A 20,085-nucleotide genomic window follows, 5' to 3' on the forward strand; every position below is an offset into this window, starting at 1 on the left:
AGGCATCGTGGCAGTATGAACCCCGCGAACCGCCTGGCCCAGATCTCCTTCACCGCCGGACCAGCCGCCCTGCTGGCCGGCTGGTTCCTGATGCGCCCCATCCACGGCGACCTCGAACCGGGGCTCTGGTGGACGGCCGCGCACGCGGTCTGGCTGGCGGCCTTCGTGATGTTCGGCCTGATGACGCTGGCCATGCGCGGCCTGGCGGAGCCGGTGACGGGCGGGGCGCGGGTGGCCGTGCAGGTGGTGACGGGCCTGGCGCTGTTCAGCGTGGCGGCCAACCTCACCCAGCTCGTCATCGACCTGTACACCGGGTTCGCCGCGGTGGACGGCGAGGCCCTGCGCGGCCTGCTGGACGACGTCAAGGCGTATCCCGGGGTCGAGCCGGTCGTGTACGGGCCCGGGGTGCAGCTCTTCTACGCCGCGGTGCTCGCGCAGGCGATCGTCCTGGCCGTGTTGCGCCGCGTCACGCCCGTCAGCGCCGCCGTCACCGCGGGGGGTGTGGTGCTGCTGGCGGTGGCCACGTTCGAGGAGGGCAGGGGCTCGGCCCTGGTCGCTCTGGGCATGGCCGTGCTGTGGCTGGGCACGCTGCTGCTGGGCCGGGGCAGGTCCGGCGGCCTGGGCGCGGCCGCGCCGTCACCCAGTCCCCAGGGCTAGGACCCGGCCGCCGGATAGGTCCGCTGGAAGGGCCGGTCGGGCGGCCAGTCGCCCGCCCCGAGGCGACCGGCCGGCCAGTAGCCGCCGAGCCGCTGCGGATCCCCGTCGATGAGCGCGTTCCCCAGGACAGGTTGGATGACCGCGGCGGCCATCTGGTCGGGGACCTACACGCGCCGCCCGTTCACCCACACGTTACGCAGCTCGAAGCCGTTCACCTCGGTCACCACGTCGGCCTCGGCCATCTCCTCGAACACGCTGTCGCGCACGGTCACGCCCTCGATCGGGTTGCCCGGGTTGCCGATCAGGTAGAACGCCCTGGGCGCCTTCCCCGCCCGCAGGCCCCGGATGTCGATCGTGCCGACGTCGGGGAAGTAGGGGCCGGTGTGCTTGTTCTCGTAGTTGAGCGCCACCTCCACCACCGAGTCGGCGGCCTGCCCCACCGTGATGTCCTTGAAGTACAGGTCCCTGACGTAGCCGCCGCGCTCCGGGTTCGTCTTGATCCGGATCGCCCGCTCCAGGCGGGCGCTGCTCATCGTGCAGTTCCACGCGAACACCCAGCGCACGCCGCCGGTCGTCTCGCTGCCGACCGTCACGCCGCCGTTGCCGTCGCGCATCACGCACGAGTCGACCAGCACGTTCATGGACGGCTCGTTCACCCGGCGGCCGTCGGCGTTCTTGCCCGCCTTGATCGCCACGCAGTCGTCGCCGGTGTTGAACTCGCACCGCTCGATCAGCACGTCCACGCATGACTCCGGGTCGCAGCCGTCGTTGTTGGGGCCGTGCGGGCTGTCCACGGTGACCTCGCGGATCGTGACGTTGGCGCACAGGACCGGGTGGATGTTCCACATGGGGGAGTCCCTGACCGTCACGCCCTCGATGAGCACGTTGCGGCAGCGGTAGAGCTGGATGAGGTTCGGCCGCAGGTGGTGGCCCTCGCCGAAGACCCGCTCCGCCACCGGCACGCCGGCCTCGGCCTGCTGCGCCAGCAGCTTCTTGTCGGGGCCCTCCGACGGCGCCGGGTCGCTCGACCAGTCCCACCAGTGGGTGGCGTCGGCCTGACCGTCGATCACGCCGGCGCCGGTGATCGCCACGTTGGTGCGGCCGTGGGCGTAGATGAACGGGGAGTAGTTCATCAGCTCGATGCCCTCGTACCGCGTGAACACCACCGGCAGGTAGTCGGCCGGGTCACGGCTGAAGCGGATCGTCGCGCCCTCCTCCAGGTGCAGCTCGACGTTGTCGGCCAGGTGGATCGCGCCCGTCAGCCACGTGCCGGCGGGCACCAGCACGCGCCCGCCGCCCGCCGCCGCGCACGCCTCCACGGCCAGCCTGAACGCCTCGGTGCACTTCGCCGTCCCGTCGCCGACGGCCCCGTGGCCGGTGATCGGGAAGGTGCGGGCGGGGAAGCGGGGCGGCCGGATGCGCCGCCGGATGGCGGGCACGCGCGCCCACGCCGCGGCGGCCCGAACCGCCGGGCCCGCCGCTCCGGTGGCCTGCGCGTACGCCGCCGGCGCGCTCACCAGGGCGCCGCCGGCGCCCGCCGCCGCCAGGGCCAGGAAACTCCTGCGAGGTAAGGGCTGCATGGATGTCCTCCGTTGCGTGGGCTGGGGGGTCACGACCGGGCCACGGAGATTCCGCGCCGCTCGGCCATGGGGTGCTCGCCGACCCGGTACGGCTCGGCCCGCCGCACCGCCGTGTAGAAGTGGTACAGGCGGCCGTCGCGGGTCACGACGGCCGGTTTGTGCGCGTACGTGTCGTCGGCGGAGCCGGGCGGGCCCACGTCGACGAGGATCTCGTCGCTCTTCTCCCAGGTACGCAGGTCGCGCGAGACCGCGTAGCCCTCGCGGGCGTGCCCGTCGAAGGAGAGCCCGAAGTAGAACATCACCCACCAGTCGCCGTCGCGCAGCACGCACGGGTCGGAGGCGAAGCGCTCGTCGAACGCGCCCGCGCCGCCGTTCGGGATCACCGGCGTGCGCCGGGGACGTTCCCAGCGTTCGAGGTCGGGGGAGACGGCGTAGCCGATCTGCTCGCGCCAGCCGTCGTAGGTGCGGTTCTTGGCGTTGTAGAAGCAGTAGTAGAGGCCGTCGTGGCGCAGCAGCCACGACTTGTACAGGCCGCCGCGCTCCCACTGCCCGCCGTCCTGCGGGCGCAGCACCGAGCCGGTGTCCGTCCAGCTCCGCAGGTCGTCGCTGACGCAGAACCCGATGATCGCCGCGCCCGCCTCCATGCCGGGCTCCGGATAGGCGTGGTAGGTGCCCACCGCCCGCCCGTCCACCCAGGTCACCTGGCCGCGGGAGCCGAGCCGGTTGTCGCGGACGATCGAGGTGAGCGCGGCGTTGTAGCGGCGGTACGGGTGGCCGGGGTCGCGCGGGAAGATCACCTCGCCCGGGCTCCAGGTCTCCAGGTCGGGTGACCGGCTCAGGGCGGTCTGGTAGCCGGTGCCGTCGAAGCCGACGTACGTCATCAGGTACTCGCCGGCGTCGGAGCAGACGAACGGGCAGTCCACGAAGAGGCTGTCGAAGCGGCCGGGCTCGCCGGACGGGCCGATCAGCAGGCGGCCCGCCTTGTGCGGGGTTCTGATCCGCACCGGGTCGTAGCCGCTCACGTGGCCGCTCACGTGGCCGCTCACGGGGCCGCTCACGGGGCCGCTCATGTGGCCGCTCCGAACGTCCAGTGTCCGGCAGGCACCTGCCACGCCCGTTCCCCGACCGAGACCGCCCCCTCGGGGGCCGCGTGCCGGGGCAGGCCGAGGTCCGGCAGCCGCACCTCCGCCCACGAGCCCGGCGGCACCTCCACCTCCAGCGCGAACGCGCCGTCCGACCGCTGCCACGACACGCCGACCGGCCCGTAAGGCGTCCGCGTGGCCGCCCGCACCGACTCCAGGTCGCCCGGCGCGGCGGGCGTGATGAGCAGCCTGCGGAAGCCGTTCGAGCCCGGCGCCTGGCCGATGCCGCCGAGACCCCGGTAGAACCAGGCGTCGATGGCGCCCAGCATGTAGTGGTTCTGCGACAGGCCGCGCGTCGGCCCGTCCCAGGCCTCGGTGAGCGCGGTGGCGCCGTGCCGCACCTGGTAGCCGTAGCTCGGATGGCTGGTCGAGGTGGCGAACCCCCACAGCGCCTCGTGCCGGCCCGCCCTGGTCAGCACCTGGTAGAGGGCGGGCAGCGCGATCTCCCCGACCGTGATGGCGCCCTCGCGCACGTCCCGGCTCAGCCGGTCCAGCGCGGCCGGCGCCAGCTCGTCCGGGACCACGCCCATGTCCAGCGCGAACACCTGCGAGGCCTGCCCGCCGAAGCCGCCGTCCTCCCGGCGGAACGCGCCGGTGAACGCGGCCGAGATCGCGTCGGTCAGCGCCCGGTAGCGCTTGGCGTCGTCGTCGCGGCCGAGCACGCCCGCGACCCTGGCCATCGTGGCCGCCGCCCGCCAGTAGCCCCACGTGGACACCAGCGGCACCGGTGTCGAGGTGTCCAGGCCGAACCAGTCGCCGAGCCCGTGCCCGAGGATGCCGTCCTCGGCCTTGCCCGTCAGGTAGTCCAGGTAGCGGCCCATCGCGTCGTAGTGCCGCTCCATGGCGGTGGTGTCGCCGTACCAGCGGTAGATCTGCCACGGCATGCGGATCAGCGCGCCGCCCCAGTTCGGGTCGTCCCTGAACGCGCCGTCGAACACCACGTACTCGGGCGCGGTGTCCGGGACGAGCCCGTCCTCGGTCTGCGCCTCCGCGATGCCGACCAGCAGCTCCCGGCAGTAGGCGGCCACGTCGTAGTTGTAGGCCACGACGTCGAACAGCAGGTGGGCCTGCTCCAGCCAGCCCAGCTTCTCCCGGTGCGGGCAGTCGGTCAGGACGCTGTACATGTTGCCGCGCACCGCGCGGTCGATGATCCGGTGGATGTCGTTCAGCAGCGGGTCGGAGGTCTCGAACCGGCCGATGTGCTCGTTGCCGGCGCGCAGCACCAGCGCCGTCAGGGCCTCCGCGCCGACGTGCCCGGGCAGGCCCTGGACCTCGACGTAGCGGAAGCCGTCGTAGCGGAAGGCGGGGTGCCAGGTCTGCGGGCCGTCCTTGGTGACGTACGTGTTGAAGATCGGCGCGCCGGTCGTGGGCTTCGACTGGACCACGCGGCCGAACGCGTCGAGCTGGTCGCCGGGCAGCAGCCGCAGGTAGCGGCCCGCCGGCAGGTCGAGCCGCAGCTCCGCCCAGCCGGCCGTGACCGCGCCGACGTCGAAGACCGCCGTGCCGTCGGTGGCGACCAGTTTCCGCGCCGCCGGCAGCTCCTCTGTGACCCGGATCGGCGGGCAGGCCCTCGACCGCAACATCGCGGTCCCCTCGGGCCGGACGGTCACCGGGCGCCACCCGGAGCGGTCAGTGCCGGGGGCGTCCCAGCCGGGGATCTCCAGGCGGGCGTCGTGGTCCTCGCCGCCGTACCAGTGCGAGCGCGTCGTCGGGCCCTCGGTGGCCAGCCAGTCCGCACCCGTGCGGAAGCGGCCGGTCGTCCCGTCGGCGTAGCGCACCTCGAGCTGCGCGATCGCCCTGGGGGCCGCCTTGGAGCCGAAGAACTTCATGTAGCGGTCCTGGTGCGGGAACACGTGCGCGATGCCGGGGCCCAGCGCGATGCCGATGGCGTTGCGGCCCTCGCGCAGCAGCGCCGTCACGTCGTGCGTGGCGTACACCACCCGCTTGGTGAAGTCCGAGTACGGCGGCTCCAGCACGGCGTCGGTCACCGGGGAGCCGTTCACCGACGCCACGTAGACGCCCAGGCCGGCGACGTGCAGCCGGGCGCTCCGCACGGGACCGGCCAGGGTGAACTCGCCTGCCAGCAGCGGCAGCGGGCGGCCCTCGCCGACGCGGGGGTCGTCGTTCTCGCCGTACCAGTCGGGGTGGGTGATCCAGGCGGCGCTCCAGTCGTCCGGCGAGAGCAGCCCCAGCTCGAAGCGCGCCTCCTGGCTCCAGCCCGACCAGTTCCCGTCCGCATCGCGCACCCGCACCCGCCAGCGCGCGGCGGTCCTGCTGGTCAGGGGCTCGCCGCCGTAGAGCACGCGCTGGTCGGCCGACTCCACCTCGCCGCTGTCCCACAGCCCGTCCACGCGCACGTGGTAGGCGGTCTGCGCGGTGGCGCCCGCGAGCTGCCAGCTCAGGGCGGGGCGGGTGGTCTCCAGGCCGAGGGGGTCGGTCAGGTCGCAGGTACGCAGGTTCTTCACCATCACACTCCCGTGATCTTGAGCATGTGGGCGGCCTTGGTCGGCGGCTCCGGTGGCAGGTCCGCGTGGAGCGCCCGGCCGGACTGCCGCCAGGGGACGGGGCCGTGGCCGAGCAGCTCGACGGCGACGGGTGGCCGCTCGAGCAGCCCGGCGGTGCTGCTCAGGCTGGTGATCGTGGCCGTCCGGTCCTCCGGCCAGGCCAGGAGGGTGGCGTAGAGGGTGTCGCCGCGCCGGGTGAAGCGCACGTCGCTCGCCCGGTAGGCGCGGTCGGCCTCGTTGTAGCCCTCGTACCCCTTGACGCCGCCGAGCCCGGTCGTGCCCTCTGCCGCGCGCAGCCACGGCGTGGTGCCGTACACGCCCTCGCCGCAGACCCGCAGCCAGGCGCCCACCTCGGCCAGCAGCTCGCGGGCACGGGCGTCCACCGTGCCGTCGGCGTGCTGCGGGATGTTCAGCAGCAGGCAGCCGTTCTTGCTGACCACGTCGATCAGCGTGTGGATGACCTGCTGCGCGCTCTTTCGGGGGTGGAACATCGGGTCGTCGTCGGAGCAGTCGAACCACTCGCCGTCGCTGGTGTCGAACTGCCAGGGATGGGGCTGGGCCTCGTCGAGCTGGCGGCGCTCGCAGTCCAGGAGCACGGCCGTGCGGTCCGCGTCCGGCACGTCCTTGATCGTGACCAGGCCGCCGGTGGCGCAGGTGTTGTAGTAGTGGGCGAGCAGGTCGAGGCCCGCCGTGCTGATCGGCTGCGACTCCACCACGCTGCCCGCGTCGAAGGGCAGGCGGCCGTCGTCGAGGTAGACCAGGTCGGGCCGGTAGCGGTCGAGGGCCTCGCGGACGCGGGCGTAGAACCGCTCGGCCTCGCGGGCCGGCGGCTTCGTGCCCGGCTCGTGGCGTTCCGGGTAGAGCTCGGCGGGGTCGAGGCCCTCCCACCACGTGCCGGCGCCGTCGTCCCTGGTCAGGGCGCCGTCGTACGGCTCGCCGGTCTCCGGGTCGCGGCCGTGGGCCACGTCCAGCCAGCGCCAGGTCCAGTTGTGGTGGAAGCTGAGCCCGAACGGCAGCCCGGCCGCGCGGGCCGCCCGCTCCCACGCCGCCACGATGTCGCGCCCCGGCCCGACTCTGGCGGCGTTCCAGCCGCGTTGCCCGGAGTTCCACAGGTCGAAGTTGTCGCAGTGGGTGGCCAGGGCGACGAAGTAGCGGGCGCCGCCGGCCACGTACAGGTCGATGAGCTCGTCAGGGTCGAAGCGCTCGGCCCGCCAGTGCCGGAACAGGTCCTTGGCGCCGCCCTGGAAGTGGGCGCGGTGGTGGGCGTGCTGGCGGCCGGCGCGCTTGCGCTCCCAGGGCTCGGACCAGGGTTGCATGCCGTAGAGGTGGCGGGCGTACCAGTCGCCTGAGCGGGCCACGGACTGCGGGCCCCAGTGCGACCAGATGCCGAACTTCGCCTCGCGGAACCACTGCGGGATGCGGTGCGCGCGCAGGGACTCCCAGGTGGGCTGGAACTCGGTCATTTCACCACTTTTACGTCGAAGGGAGCCAGGCGCAGGGGGCCCGGCCGGAGCGGTTCGCGGCGGCCGGTGACCTCGGTCGCCGGGGCGGTCAGGGTCACCGTGCTCTCATGGCCGGACCAGTTGTGGGCGAACCAGAGGCGCTCGCCGCGCGCGTTGACCGCCGAGTGCACGGTGACGCGCGGCGACTCCGTGGTCACCAGGCCCGCGGGCCGCTCCCGGCGGAACAGCTCGGCGGTCAGCTCCGGGCCGGGCAGGGTGCCCACGTAGGTCACCGTGCCGGCGCCCACGCGGTGGCGGGTGATCGCGGGCCAGCGGCCGAAGTGGTGGTGGTCGTAGAACGCCAGCGGCTCGGCTCCCTCCAGCTCCAGGGCGTCGGCCCAGTGCCGGGCGACGTCCCGTTTCCCGAGGCCGTGCAGGGGGACCGGCTCCAGCAGCGTCGAGTACTCCAGGTACCGCACCCCGGCCAGGGCACGCAGCGGGCCGGGCGCGATCTCGGTGCGCGCCCTGGCCTCCTCGTCGGCGTAGCCGGTGCGGAAGGTCATGATGAGGTGCCCGCCGCCGCGCACGTACGCCTCCAGCGCCCGCGCCGTCGCGGCGGACAGGCAGTAGAGCGCGGGCGCGACGAGCGCGGGCAAACGTTTGACCTGTGCGGGCGTCACGAAGGCCGCCTGCAGCCCCGCGTCGGCCGCGCCTTGGTAGAAGGTGGCCAGGATGCGCTCGTAGGAGTCGTTGTCGGGGTTGCGGCCGTCGAGGGTGAGCGGCGGCTGGAAGGTCAGGGCCCACTTGCTGTCGTGCGAGTACACGAACCCCACGTCGGCGTCCGGGGTCAGGCCGGTGACGTCCTCGGCCGCCCGCGCCAGCTCCGCGCCCAGCGCCGCGATCTCGCGGTAGAGGCGGCCCGGCTCCATGGCGTGCCCGAGGATCCCGCCCCAGTACGTCTCCGCGCCGTAGGGCAGCGTGTGCCAGTGCCAGTACGAGATCAGCTCCGCGCCGCGCGCCACCAGCGCCCACGCGGCCTGGCGGAGCTGGCCGTCGTAGGGCGGCAGGTTGAGCTGGGACCCGGCGATGGAGCCCGCGTTGGTCTCCGTCACCCAGAAGCGCCGCTGCTTGGCGGCGTACATCCGGTCGGCCGCCTGGAACAGCCCGGCCGGGCCGGTGGCGAACCAGGTGATCTCCGGGGGCAAGGCGCGGGCCAGGGCGTCCTGGGGCAGGTAGTACGCGTTCCCGCTGGTGACCGTCAGGTGCTCCGACAGCTCGACGTCGTGCAGGGCCGGGCGCTGGTAGGCCAGGCACGTGGTCAGCTCGCGGTCCTGCGGGACCAGCTCGCGCACGACGGCCGCCTGCCAGGCGATGAACTCGGTGGTCAGCTCGGCCTGGAAGCGCCGCCAGGCCAGGTCGTAGGACGGGGTGGTGTTGCCGGCGGGCGGCCACAGCTCGTCCCAGGCGCCGAGGCGGTGCGACCAGTACGCCAGGCCCCACTCCTCGTTCAGGCGCCCGACGTCGCCGTACCGCTCCGCCAGCCAGGACTTGAACCGCTCGAACACCGGCTCGTTGTGGATGAGGTGCAGGCCGGGCTCGTTGTCGAGCTGGATCCCGAACACGGCCGGATGTCCGCCGTGGTGGCCGACGACCTGGCGGATGACGCGTCCGGCGTACCGGCGGAAGACGGGGGAGGTGAAGTCCACCTCCTGGCGCGCGCCCCAGGGGATCCGGCGGCCGTCGGCCCGCACGACGGCCAGCTCGGGGTGCTTGCGCTGCAACCACGGCGGGACGGCGTACGTTGGGGTGCCGAGCAGGACCTTCATGCCGCGCTCGTGGGCGCCGTCCAGGACGGGGGTCAGCCAGTCGAGGTCGAACTCGCCGTCACGGGGCTCCCAGGTGGACCAGACGGACTCGCTGACCCGGAGGGTGTCGATCCTGGCCTGCGCCATGAGGTCGAGGTCGCGATCGAGGTCGGGAGACTGCTGGTATTCCCAGTAGTAGGCGGTGCCGAAGCGGATGCCGGTGCTGCTCGTCGGGGGTGATGGCGTCATGAGATCCCCAGCGAATCTTAAAACGATTTACCAGATGATATATTTATTCATGCCCGGATGTCAATGCTCATGAGATCTGGTGGAAAGACGATCACGTCTATAGGGTTAAAACGTTTGTCTCACCTCGGCGGAGGGACGCTCGTAAGAAATGCTCGACTTCCATGAGGACCCCGGGCCGGGCTCAGGGCGGCGGGCGCCGCGCGCGGACTTCGTCTCCGACGCGCCCCGGCTGTCGCTCAACGGGCAGTGGCGCTTCCGGCTCTCCGGCACGGCCGGCGGCACCGGCCCGTCGATCGCGGACCCCGGCCTCGACGACACCGGCTGGGAGACGATCCGGGTGCCGTCGCACTGGGTGCTGGAAGGGCACGACCAGCCCCTCTACACCAACACCGCCTACCCGTTCCCCATCGACCCGCCGTACCTGCCGGACTCGAACCCGACCGGCGACTACCGGCTGCGCTTCGACCTCCCGCCCGGCTGGCCGGGCGGGCGCGCGGTGCTGCGCTTCCAGGGCGTCGACTCCTGCGGCACCGTCTGGCTGAACGGCGAGCTGCTCGGGCACTCCAAGGGCAGCAGGCTGCCGTTCGAGTTCGACGTCACCGGGATGGTCCTGCCGCGCGGCAACCTCCTCGCCGTACGCGTGCAACGCTGGTCGTCGGGCAGCTACCTCGAGGACCAGGACATGTGGTGGCTGCCAGGCATCTTCCGCGACGTGGAGCTGCTGTCCCGGCCCGAGGGCGGCATCGACGACTTCACCGTACGCGCCTCCTACTCATCCGGCTCGGGAACCCTCCTGGTCACCGCCGACGCCCCCGGCCTGGTGGAGGTACCGGAGCTGGGCATCACCGTGCCCACCGGGCAGGAGGTCACGATCGGCCGGGTGGAGCCGTGGAGCGCCGAGCACCCCCGCCTCTACCACGGCACCCTCTCCGCCGCCGGGGAGACGATCGCGCTGGCGATCGGCTTCAGAACCGTCGAGATCTCCGGCGGACGGCTGCTGATCAACGGGGCGCCGGTCCTGTTCCGCGGCGTCAACCGGCACGAGCACGACCCCGACAGGGGCCGCTCCCTCGACCGCGAGACCATGATCCGCGACATCGAGCTGATGAAGCGGCACAACGTCAACGCCGTCCGCACCGCCCACTACCCGCCCCACCCGGAGTTCCTGCGGCTGTGCGACGAGTACGGGCTGTGGGTCGTGGACGAGTGCGACATCGAGACCCACGGCTTCATCTACGCCGGCTGGGAGGGCAACCCGCCCGCCGAGCCGATGTGGCGCGAGGCCCTGCTCGACCGCGCCCGCCGCATGGTCGAGCGCGACAAGAACCATCCCAGCGTCGTCATCTGGTCACTCGGCAACGAGAGCGGCAGCGGCCCCGCCTTCGCCGACATCGAGACCTGGATCCGCGAGCGCGACCCCACCCGGCCCCTGCACTACGAACGCGACCCCAGCTACCGGCACTCCGACTTCTACAGCCTCATGTATCCGTCGCTGGACGACCTCGAACGCATCGGGCGGCGCAAGGAGGAGACCCCCGAGGGGGTCGTGCCCGGGTCGGCGGACGACGTGCGGCGGCGCGGGCTGCCGTTCCTGCTGTGCGAGTACGCGCACGCCATGGGCAACGGGCCCGGCTCGCTCGTGGACTACCAGGCGATCCTGGAGTCGTACGAGCGGTTCTGCGGGGCGTTCGTGTGGGAGTGGATCGATCACGGGCTGACGGGGGTGGACGAGCTCGGGCGCCGGTACTACCGGCACGGCGGGGACATCGACCACCAGCCCAACGGCGAGCGCTACTGCCTGGACGGGCTGCTGTTCCCCGACCGCACGCCGTCGCCCGGGCTGGCCGAGCTGCGCAAGGCCATCGAGCCGGTGTCGATCTCGGTGGAGGGCGGTGAGATCGTGGTCGTCAACAAGCACGACGCGGTGTCGCTGGCGCACCTGGGCTTCCGGTGGCGGGTGAAGGTGGACGGCATCCGCCGGGCCGCGGGGCCGCTGGTGGTGCCCGGCTGCCCGCCGCGGTCGGAGGTGCGCGTGCCGCTGCCCGACGAGGTCGCCGCCATGATGCGCGAGCCGCACCCCGCGGCGCCGGACGGAGAGCGGCAGCCTGCGACGCCGTGCGGTGGCGAGCCGCGGACGGCAGAAGCGTCCGGTGAGATGTGGCTGACCGTCGAGGCCGTGCTCGCCGAGGACGCCCGCTGGGCTCGGGCCGGCCACGTGATCGCCTGGGGCCAGGCCAGGCTCGGCTCTGCCACCCCCCACCGCCGGACCCCCCACCGCCGCTCACCCCGCCACCCGCACCCCACCGGCGCGGGCAGCCGGGCGGGGGAGGTGCGCCTCGGCGAGGCGGCGTTCGACGGCAGGACCGGACGCCTGACCCGCCTCGGCGGGCTCGAACTGGACGGACCCGTGCTCGACGTCTGGCGCGCCCCCACCGAGAACGACCGCGGCCAGGGCCCGAGGAACGCCCTGGCCGCCGACTGGGAGGCGGTCGGCCTGGACCGCTTCCTGCACCGCGGCGGCGGCATCGAGCGCCCCGACGACCACACCCTCGTCGTCCGCGGCCGCAGCGGCCCCGCCACCCGCACCCTCGGCTTCCGCACCACCTACACCTACCGCTGGCGGGACGGCGCGCTCCACCTCCTCGTCGAGGCCGACCCCGTGGGCGACTGGGACGACACCGCCTACGGCCACCTCACCGTCAACCCGCCCCGCATGGGCACCAGATGGTCGCTGCCCGGCGGCTACACCGACGTCACCTGGCTCGGCCGGGGCCCGGGCGAGTCGTACGCCGACAGCCGCGCCGCCGCCCGCGTCGGCAGGTACGCCCGGTCCATCGACGCGCTCCAGACCCCGTACCCGGTCCCCCAGGAGAACGGCAACCACGTCGAGACCCGCTGGCTGGAGCTGTCGGGCCCCGGGCTGCCCATGCTGCGCGTGGACGGCGAACCGCACCTGGACTTCACCGCCCGCCGCTGGACGAGCGAGGCCCTGCAGGCCGCCCGCCGCCCGCACGACCTGACCGACTCGGGGCGCGTGTGGCTGAACCTCGACCACGGCCAGCAGGGCATCGGCAGCGCCTCCTGCGGCCCGGCGCTGCCCGAGCGGTACCGCCTGGAGGTCCGCCGCTACTCCTGGTCCATGACGCTGACCGTGGCGAGAGGAAGCTGATCGCATGACAGAACCGTCCAAGTTCGACTTCTGCCCGTGGCTGTTCTGGGACCACGCGACCGACGAGGACCGCCGTGCCCAGGAGCTCCACCAGGCCGGGCTCCGGGACCGGATCGGGCTCGACGCGGCGGGGAAGGTGTTCGTCTCGCCGCTGGCCGCCGTGCACACCGACCGGTTGCGCATGGGGGACTTCTGTTACATCGCCGCCCACGCGTACGTCACGGACGACGTCTCGATGGGGGAGGACTGCACCGTCAACCCGTACGCGGTGGTGCGGGGGCGGGTGGAGCTCGGGGACGCGGTGCGGATCGGGGCGCACACGTCCCTGCTGGGCTTCAACCACGGCACCGCGCCCGACCGGCCGGTCTTCCGCCAGCCGATCACCTCGAAGGGCATCCGCGTCGGGGACGACGTGTGGATCGGCTCGAACGTCGTCGTGCTGGACGGCGTGACGATCGGCGACCACGCGATCATCGGCGCGGGCTCGGTCGTCACCAAGGACGTGCCCGCCTGGGCCATGGTGGCGGGCAACCCGGCCCGCCCCCTCCGCGACCGCCGCACCCCCCGCCCCACGGCGGGTGAGGCACCGCCGGTCGGCGGAGAGCTGCCTACGGCGGGCGGGGTCCGGGTTTCCGCGGGCGTGGCAGGCGGCGTGGCGGGTGGTGCGGCGGGCGGGGATCTGGAAGGGCGGCTGGTGGCGTTCGCCGGTCGGGCGCGGGAGCAGGCCGAGGCGGTGCTGGCGCGCTGCTGGACCGGCGACCGGTACGTGGACCGGCCCGGCGCCCAGCCCACCGTGCGCGCCTGGTGCGACGCGGTGGAGATCGCCGACCTGCTGCTCGGCGGCCCGCCGCCGACCCCGGCCCGCGACGAGATCGTCGCTTTCCTCCGCGACCGCCAGGACCCGGGCACCGGCCTGGTCCCCGAGCTCGGCGCCCCCGGCTCGCCCGAGGCGGGCGACGGCGGACGGCCGGAGCTGGAGGGCGTGACCGCGTACCACGTGCTCTGCGTCGGATACGCGCTCAACCTGCTCGGCACCGCCTTCCACCACCCCGTCCACGCCGTCCACGACCTCCGCTCCCAGGACCTGACCGCCCTGCTCGACGGCCTCGACTGGACGCGTGAGGCGTGGACGTCCGGCTCGGTGGTGGACGCGATCGGCACCGGCCTCTACCGCAACCTCGCCGACTTCGGCCTGCGCGGCGACGTCGAGACCCTGTACGGGTGGCTGCTGACCCGCGTGCGCCAGACCCACGGCATGTGGGGCGAGCCGGACAACGACTCCGGCTGGCTGATGGTGGTCAACGGCTTCTACCGGCTCACGCGGGGCACGTTCGCGCAGTTCGGGATGCCGCTGCCGTACCCGGAGCGGGCCGTGGACACCGTGCTCGCCCAGGCCCGCGACCCCCGCTACTTCGGCCCGGACACCGGCAACGCCTGCAACGTGCTCGACGTCATCCACCCCCTGTGGCTGCTCGGCCGGCAGACCCCGCACCGCAGGGCGGAGGGCGAGGCGTGGGCCAGGGAGCACCTCGCCCGCGCGCTGGGCGGCTGGCACGACGGCGCCGGGCTCAGCTTCGCGCTGAGCGGGGGGAGCGGCGCGGCACGCACGCCCGGGCTGCAGGGCACGGAGATGTGGCTGGCCATCATCTGGCTGCTGGCCGACTACCTCGGGATCTCGGACACCCTCGGCTACCGGCCCCGGGGGATCCACCGCCCGGAACCGGCGATCAGGTATCCGGCCTAGGCGGCCGGCGGCACGGTGAGCGCGGACGCCATCGCCTGGTGGCCGGCCGCGCTCGGGTGCAGGTGGTCGCCGCTGTCGTAACGGGGCAGCAGGCGGGCGGGGGCGGCGGGGTCGCGGAGGGCGGCGTCGAAGTCGGCCACCGCGTCGAACGCGCCGCCTTCCCTGATGAACGCGTTGACCGCCTGCCGGGCCCGTTCGCCCTCCCGGGTGTGGTAGTCGGCGCCCGCGAACGGCGTGATCGTCCCGCCGATCACGCGGACCCCGGCCGCGTGCGCCGAGGCCACCATGCGGCGGTACGCGGCGACGAGGTCGCCCGCCCGCGCGCCCGCGCCGAGGTCGTTGACGCCCGCCTGGACGATCACGGTGCCGATGCCCGGCTTGGTCAGCACCTCGGCGGTCAGCCGCGCCTCGGCGGGCCGTCCCGTCCCCGCCGCGAGCACCTTCCCGCCCGACACCCCCTCGTTGAGCACCGCCACCCCCGAGAGGTGGGCGAGCAGGTCGGCCCAGCCGTGGCCGGTCTCCGAGCCGACGCCGACGGTGAGCGAGTCGCCGAGCGCCGCCACGACGGGCACCGGCTCGGGCGTGACCACGGTGAGTGCGTCGAGCCAGTGCCAGACCGCGACGGGCTCGACGTACGCGCCATCGCCCTCGTCGGCGGCATGATCGCCCGGGAGGGACCGGTAGGCGGGCGAGACGGCAGGCTCCCACGCACCGACGGACGGCAGTGCGCCGGACCCCGGCAGTACGCCGGAGCGGGCGCGGGGTCCGTCCCACGCGGCGGGTTGCGTGCCGGGCGCGTCCCATGCGGCGGATGGTGCGGCAGGCGGTGGGTAGGACGGGGCGGTGGCGCGGTTGCGGCCCGTCAGCGTGTCGCACTCTCCCCGCACGTACACGCTCACCGCCAGCCGCCGCCGTCCCGCCACGCGCCCCGCCACCGGATCGCTGAGCACCGTCTCCCCGGCTCCCACCGTCACCTCGGCACATCCGCCGAACGTCACCGCCCGGTTCGACCCCGGCTCCAGCGCGGCGCCCGCCCGAGACACCCCCACGCACACCCGCCCGAACGTCACCGCCCGCCCTCCGAACGCGTTGGTCAGCCGCACCCGCAGCCCGGCCCCGCCCACGGAGGTACGCACCACGTTCCGCACGGTCACGTCACGCAGCCGAGCCCCGAGCGCCTCCGCGGCGGCAGCCCAGGTGGTCACCGCACGGCCGCCGACCGCCCCCCTGCCGCCGACCGTCACCATGCCCCCGTCGTGAGGGCCCCCGTCGTGAGGGCCGCCGTCGTGAGGGCCCCGATCATCAGGACCGCCGTCACCAGGGCCGCCGTCACCAGGCTGAGGTGAACGAGTACCGCCCGGACCCGACCCGGCACACCAGCGCCGACCCGGTCCACCCCACCCCGGTCACGAGCTCGCCGGACTCGCGCACCGACGACGGGTCCGTGGTGGGCACGTGCACGGTGGCCAGGGCTCCCGGCGGGATCCGCACCGACAGCCGCAACTCACCGCCGTCGATCTCCCACCGGCTGGACAGCCGCCCGAGCGGCGTCTCGTACGCGGCCGACGCCCACCGCAGGGCGCCCCCGACCAGCGGCCGGATCCGGGGACGGCGGAAGCCCACCGACCCCTCCTCCTGCCCGAGCCCGGCGACCCCGCCGTACAGCCACGCCCCGACGGAGCCCAGCGCGTAGTGGTTGAAGGAGTTCATGGCGACGGGGCCGAAGCCGGTCTCCTCCGTCCACCCGTCCCACCGCTCCCAGATCGTGGTGGCCCCCCGCTTGATCGAGTACCCCCACGACGGGTACCGGTCGTCGTGCAGCAGCGCGTAGGCCAGGTCGGCGTGCCCGTGCGCCGACAGGACGGGGCCGAGCAGCGCCACCCCGGCGAACCCGGTGGTCAGCCGCCGCCCCCGCCGTTCCAGGTCGGCCACCAGGTGGGCGACGGCAGCGGGCACGAGGCCGGCGGGGACCAGGCGGTGCGCGAGCGCCAGCAGGTAGCCGGTCTGCGTGTCGCCGGTGACGCGCCCGTCGGCCGAGACGAACTCGCGCGCGAACGCCTCCCCGATCCGCTCCCGCAGCCCCGCGTACCGATCACGGGCCGCGGTGTCGCCCAGCACGGCGGCGGCCCTGGCCGTCAGGTCCGCGCTGAGCGCGAAGTAGGCGGTGGCGAGCACGTCCCGGTCGGTGCGCACGTCCGCCTGCAGCCAGTCGCCGTAGTGGCTGCCGACCCGGTTCCGCCAGATGAGGCCGGGATTGTGGCGTTCGACGTGGTCGACCCAGCGGCGCATGCTGGGCAGGCTGTCGCGCAGCACCCGCTCGTCCCCGTACACCTCGTACAGGTGCCAGGGCACGATCGTGGCGGCGTCGCCCCAGGCGGGGGTGCCGTGCCGTTCGGTGATGACGTGCGGCACGACGTCCGGCACCGCGCCCTCGGCCGTCTGGGCGCAGCGCAGGTCGGCCAGCCAGCCGGTGAAGAACGCCGCCACGTCCGCGTTGTAGCAGGCCGTGGGCAGGAACACCTGCGCGTCGGCCGTCCAGCCGAGCCGCTCGTCCCGCTGCGGGCAGTCGGTCGGCACGGAGACGAAGTTGTCGCGCTGGCTCCACCAGATGTTGCTCATGAGCTGCCGCACCATGGCGTCGGAGCAGGAGAACTCGCCCGCCACCGGCGTGTCCGAATGCATCGCCCGGCCCACGACGCCGACGTCGGCGTGCCCGGTGACCTCGACGTAGCGGAAGCCGTGCACGGTGAATCGCGGCTCGTACGTCTCCTCCGCCCGGCCTGCCGTCACGTAGTGGTCGGTGGCCTCGGCGGAGCGCAGGTTGGCGGTGTAGAGGCCGCCGTCGTCGGTGAGCGCCTCGCCGTGCCGGAGCGTGACGCGGGTGCCGGGCGCGGCGCCGCGCACGGTCAGGCGGACGCGGCCGGCGATGTTCTGGCCGAGGTCCACGATCGTCCTGCCGTCCTGGGCGCGGATCTCGACCGGTTCGAGGTCCTGCGTCACCCGTACGGGCTCGGCCACGGACGGCACGAGCACCGTGAGGCCGGTGTCCGCGACGCGGGCCGGGGCCCAGGAGGAGTCGTCGAAGCCCGGCAGGTCCCAGCCGCCGAGGTCGAGGCGGGCGTCGTACCACTCGCCCATGAGCAGGTCGGCGTAGCGCAGCGGGCCGGTGGTCTCCCGCCAGCGCTCGTCCGTGCCGATCACGGTGCGGGAGCCGTCCGCGTGCTCGGCCACGATCTGAGCCAGGAGCTGCGGGCGCCGGCCGTAGCGCTGGGCCTGCTGCCGGCCGTCCCAGCCGAGGCTGCCCGACCACCAGCCGTCCGCCAGGATCGCGCCCACGCACAGCGGCCCGTCCCCGGCCAGGTCGGTGACGTCGTACACCTGGTACGGGACGCGCTGCCGGTAGTCGGTCCAGCCGGGGGTCAGCTCGCCGTCGCCGGCGCGGTGGCCGTTGACGTGCAGCTCGTACAGGCCGCGGGCGGTGACGGCGATCCGTACGGCGGTGGCCGGGGGCAGGTCGACGACGCGCCGGAAGTAGCGGGGCGCGGGGAGGTGGGCCGTGCGGACGGTGCGGGGCTCGCGGTCGTCCGTGGGCGGCTCGAACGGCGGCTCCGTCTCCGGGTCGTGCTCGATCCAGGCGGCCCGCCACTCGTCGGCGTGCAGCACCCCGGTGTCGAACCACGATTGCGCCGACCCGCCGTCGCGCACCTCGACCCGCCAGGTGTAGCGGGCGAACGACACCAGCGGCGCCCCGCCGTAGTCGGCGCTCACGTCCTGACCGTCGATCCAGCCGCTGTCCCAGGCCAGGGCGTCGCCGGGGCCGTGCACGGTGACGCGGTGGCCGGCGGGGGCGTCGCCACGCCGGTCGGAGGCCAGCCGCCAGGCCAGCCTGGGCGTGCGGGTGCCGATGCCGAGAGGGGTGCGGCGGTGCTCGCAGCGCAGGTCGTACGGGGTCAGCTCCGGGGCGTCCGGAGGCTCGGGCAGCGACCAGTTGTCCGGCATGGTGTTCACCACGTCCACTCCTTCGCGGGCCGGGCCAGCTCGTAGTTCCGCCGGGGGGCGCTGGGGTGCACCTTGCGGCCGCTGTACATGGGGCGGGCGGTGCCCTCCGGGCTGATGCCGATCACGTCGTCGCCGCGCCAGCGCACCTGGTACTCCCGGCCGGCCGCGACCTCGGTGCTGGTCGTCTCGGGGACGGGGAAGGTGACGGTGACGCGCTCGCCCGCGCGCGGGGCGGGGATCGACAGGTAACCGTCAGGGGCCCACGCCCCGGCCTGGGTGCCGTCGAAGCCCTCGGTGCCGCGGATCACGCGGACCTTGGCGTACCCCGCCCAGTCGGGCACCCGCATCCGCAGCTCCGGCAGGTCCTCGTGCACGTCGAGGTCCACCCGGCCCTCGTGGGGGAGGTGGCTGAGCACGGTGACCTGCTTGGTGGCCCGGGTGAGGAGCAGGTTGATCCGGTTGCCGGTGACGATCGAGTTCCAGCCCCAGAACAGGCCGCGCACGCCGGAGCCGACGCAGCACGCCTGCACGTCGGCGGTGTGGCCGCGGCCCAGCTCGACGTCGCAGACGAAGTCGTTGGGCGCGCCGTAGCCGGCGAAGGCGCCGCGTACGCGCTCGCCCACCCGTACGTGCGTCGTCCAGCCCGGCTCGTCGCCGGAGGAGTCGGGCGCGGACTCGACCCAGCCCAGGTCGAGGAGCTGCGACTCCACGAGGTGGTTGCGCAGGAACCGCTCCACCACGCCCCAGTACGCGCTGTGCCCGGACCCGGCCAGCGTGGTGCCGGTGCCGATGAGGTCGACCAGCGAGCAGCTCTCGTGCTCGTACCGCTGGTCGGCCAGGTCGCCCGGGGTCCAGCCGAACGCGGTGGCCTGGCCGAGCGCCCAGTCGTAGCTCCTGCGCACGAACGCGGTCAGCTCGTGGTCGCCGGTGTGGCGGGCGTAGCGGGCCAGCCCTTCGAGGGTGCCCAGCCGGGTGTGGAAGTGGCCGCTGCGGTAGGCGCGGGCGGCGTTGAAGCTGCCGTCCTCGTGGAACACGCCGCTCTTGTGCACGATCAGCCGAGCGAACCACCCGCACAGCTCCAGCGCGTCCTCGTTGCCGGTCGCCTGGTGGTAGCGGAGCAGCGGCATGATCAACCGGCCGCTGAACGAGGCCGGGTCGGGGGCCAGGTGCAGCGCGACGGCGTTGGGGGAGGGCCAGCCCTCGGGGGTGTACTCGGAGGCGGGGTAGAACCACACGTCCCGCTCCTTGATGGCGATCCGCTTGAGCGCGGCCACGTGCCGGTCCACCAGCTTCCTGGCCTCGGGGTCGCCGTCGGAGACGAACCACGTGGTCAGCGACAGCAGCACGGCCCGCTGGTCGATGAGGTTGGCGTTGGCCGGCCAGCCGCGCTCGGGCCTGGCCTGCCGGTAGCTCAGCCCGTCGGCGCCGAAGAAGCCGATGAGCCTGGTACGGAAGCCGTCCTCGACCTCCCGCCAGGTGTCCTTGCCCGTCATCTGCCTGGCCAGCAGGCAGGCGTCGAGCAGCCGGCCGTGGCTGGAGCCCCAGTCCCAGTCGCCGTGCTGGAGCGTGGCCGGGCGGGCCAGCAGGTCGGCGCTGAAGTACGGGATGCCGCCCATGCCCGCGTCGGGCAGCCCGGCCACCGCGTTCATCGCCAGCCCGGCCCGTTCCTCCAGCAACACTGTGTCGGGAATCTCCGGCATGCCAACACCTCATAAATATTCAAGGTCGCATAAACTGCCCATTCAGCCTCCTTCGCTTCTGGCGCCCGCGTCAAGATCTGTATAAATATTCATA

12 protein-coding genes are annotated in these 20,085 nt (G+C 73.6%); 3 read left to right on the forward strand and 9 right to left on the reverse strand.

The features are described from left to right. The first annotated feature begins 15 nt into the window (after nt 1–15). The gene (locus AB0I79_RS13390) at nt 16–657 is read left to right on the forward strand and encodes a hypothetical protein (protein WP_357871421.1); all 642 of its coding nucleotides are present in this window, start codon (nt 16–18) and stop codon (nt 655–657) included. Here AB0I79_RS13390 and AB0I79_RS13395 read toward each other — a convergent pair. Genes AB0I79_RS13395 through AB0I79_RS13420 form a run of 6 tightly spaced genes read right to left on the reverse strand, consistent with a single transcriptional unit; the run spans nt 654 to nt 9,379 of the window. After that, nucleotides 654–809, reverse strand: a complete 156-nt coding sequence (locus AB0I79_RS13395; protein WP_357871423.1) for a hypothetical protein — start codon at nt 807–809, stop codon at nt 654–656. The two genes, AB0I79_RS13390 and AB0I79_RS13395, sit on opposite strands and share 4 nt — an antisense overlap. 12 nt (nt 810–821) lie before the next feature. Continuing rightward, entirely contained in the window at nt 822–2,237 is a 1,416-nt protein-coding gene (locus tag AB0I79_RS13400; RefSeq protein ID WP_357871426.1) for a glycoside hydrolase family 28 protein, read from the reverse strand. Between the two features lie 29 nt (nt 2,238–2,266). Further along, on the reverse strand, nt 2,267–3,307 hold the full coding sequence (locus AB0I79_RS13405) for a hypothetical protein (protein WP_357871429.1): 1,041 nt from the start codon (nt 3,305–3,307) through the stop codon (nt 2,267–2,269). Next, complete coding sequence (locus tag AB0I79_RS13410) at nt 3,304–5,847, reverse strand: family 78 glycoside hydrolase catalytic domain (RefSeq protein ID WP_357871431.1); 2,544 nt, start codon at nt 5,845–5,847, stop codon at nt 3,304–3,306. The genes AB0I79_RS13405 and AB0I79_RS13410 overlap by 4 nt, the downstream gene beginning before the upstream one ends. Then, nucleotides 5,847–7,346 (reverse strand): alpha-L-fucosidase, encoded by a 1,500-nt coding sequence (locus AB0I79_RS13415; RefSeq protein WP_357871434.1) that lies wholly within the window; start codon nt 7,344–7,346, stop codon nt 5,847–5,849. The genes AB0I79_RS13410 and AB0I79_RS13415 overlap by 1 nt, the downstream gene beginning before the upstream one ends. Further along, nucleotides 7,343–9,379 (reverse strand): beta-galactosidase, encoded by a 2,037-nt coding sequence (locus AB0I79_RS13420; RefSeq protein WP_357871437.1) that lies wholly within the window; start codon nt 9,377–9,379, stop codon nt 7,343–7,345. The genes AB0I79_RS13415 and AB0I79_RS13420 overlap by 4 nt, the downstream gene beginning before the upstream one ends. Before the next feature lie 148 nt (nt 9,380–9,527). Here AB0I79_RS13420 and AB0I79_RS13425 point away from each other — a divergent pair, with 148 nt between their 5' ends. Together AB0I79_RS13425 and AB0I79_RS13430 are read left to right on the forward strand one after the other, a co-directional pair. Further along, nucleotides 9,528–12,548 (forward strand): glycoside hydrolase family 2 TIM barrel-domain containing protein, encoded by a 3,021-nt coding sequence (locus tag AB0I79_RS13425; RefSeq protein ID WP_357871440.1) that lies wholly within the window; start codon nt 9,528–9,530, stop codon nt 12,546–12,548. Between the two features lie 4 nt (nt 12,549–12,552). Continuing rightward, nucleotides 12,553–14,292 (forward strand): acyltransferase, encoded by a 1,740-nt coding sequence (locus tag AB0I79_RS13430; RefSeq protein WP_357871443.1) that lies wholly within the window; start codon nt 12,553–12,555, stop codon nt 14,290–14,292. On the opposite strand, the gene AB0I79_RS13435 is transcribed toward AB0I79_RS13430, so the two are convergent. The 3 genes from AB0I79_RS13435 to AB0I79_RS13445 form a co-directional block, all read right to left on the reverse strand. Further along, the gene (locus AB0I79_RS13435; RefSeq protein WP_357871446.1) at nt 14,289–15,539 is read right to left on the reverse strand and encodes a GDSL-type esterase/lipase family protein; all 1,251 of its coding nucleotides are present in this window, start codon (nt 15,537–15,539) and stop codon (nt 14,289–14,291) included. The genes AB0I79_RS13430 and AB0I79_RS13435 overlap by 4 nt on opposite strands. Nucleotides 15,540–15,621: 82 nt before the next feature. Beyond that, nucleotides 15,622–18,303, reverse strand: a complete 2,682-nt coding sequence (locus AB0I79_RS13440) for a family 78 glycoside hydrolase catalytic domain (RefSeq protein WP_357871449.1) — start codon at nt 18,301–18,303, stop codon at nt 15,622–15,624. Next, the gene (locus tag AB0I79_RS13445; RefSeq protein WP_357871452.1) at nt 18,297–19,991 is read right to left on the reverse strand and encodes a hypothetical protein; all 1,695 of its coding nucleotides are present in this window, start codon (nt 19,989–19,991) and stop codon (nt 18,297–18,299) included. The genes AB0I79_RS13440 and AB0I79_RS13445 overlap by 7 nt, the downstream gene beginning before the upstream one ends. Nucleotides 19,992–20,085 lie beyond the last annotated feature (94 nt).

Origin of the sequence: Nonomuraea sp. NPDC050202 (assembly GCF_040656115.1) — a bacterium.
GTDB lineage: Bacteria > Actinomycetota > Actinomycetes > Streptosporangiales > Streptosporangiaceae > Nonomuraea.

Excerpts from the sequence above, each read along its gene's own strand:
- AB0I79_RS13400 (WP_357871426.1), bottom strand. The coding sequence starts at position 2,237 with ATGCAGCCCTTACCTCGCAGGAGTTTCCTGGCCCTGGCGGCGGCGGGC.
- AB0I79_RS13410 (WP_357871431.1), bottom strand. The coding sequence starts at position 5,847 with ATGGTGAAGAACCTGCGTACCTGCGACCTGACCGACCCCCTCGGCCTG.
- AB0I79_RS13425 (WP_357871440.1), top strand. The coding sequence starts at position 9,528 with ATGCTCGACTTCCATGAGGACCCCGGGCCGGGCTCAGGGCGGCGGGCG.
- AB0I79_RS13445 (WP_357871452.1), bottom strand. The coding sequence starts at position 19,991 with ATGCCGGAGATTCCCGACACAGTGTTGCTGGAGGAACGGGCCGGGCTG.
- AB0I79_RS13405 (WP_357871429.1), bottom strand. The coding sequence starts at position 3,307 with ATGAGCGGCCCCGTGAGCGGCCCCGTGAGCGGCCACGTGAGCGGCCAC.
- AB0I79_RS13395 (WP_357871423.1), bottom strand. The coding sequence starts at position 809 with ATGGCCGCCGCGGTCATCCAACCTGTCCTGGGGAACGCGCTCATCGAC.
- AB0I79_RS13390 (WP_357871421.1), top strand. The coding sequence starts at position 16 with ATGAACCCCGCGAACCGCCTGGCCCAGATCTCCTTCACCGCCGGACCA.
- AB0I79_RS13415 (WP_357871434.1), bottom strand. The coding sequence starts at position 7,346 with ATGACCGAGTTCCAGCCCACCTGGGAGTCCCTGCGCGCGCACCGCATC.
- AB0I79_RS13420 (WP_357871437.1), bottom strand. The coding sequence starts at position 9,379 with ATGACGCCATCACCCCCGACGAGCAGCACCGGCATCCGCTTCGGCACC.
- AB0I79_RS13430 (WP_357871443.1), top strand. The coding sequence starts at position 12,553 with ATGACAGAACCGTCCAAGTTCGACTTCTGCCCGTGGCTGTTCTGGGAC.
- AB0I79_RS13435 (WP_357871446.1), bottom strand. The coding sequence starts at position 15,539 with ATGGTGACGGTCGGCGGCAGGGGGGCGGTCGGCGGCCGTGCGGTGACC.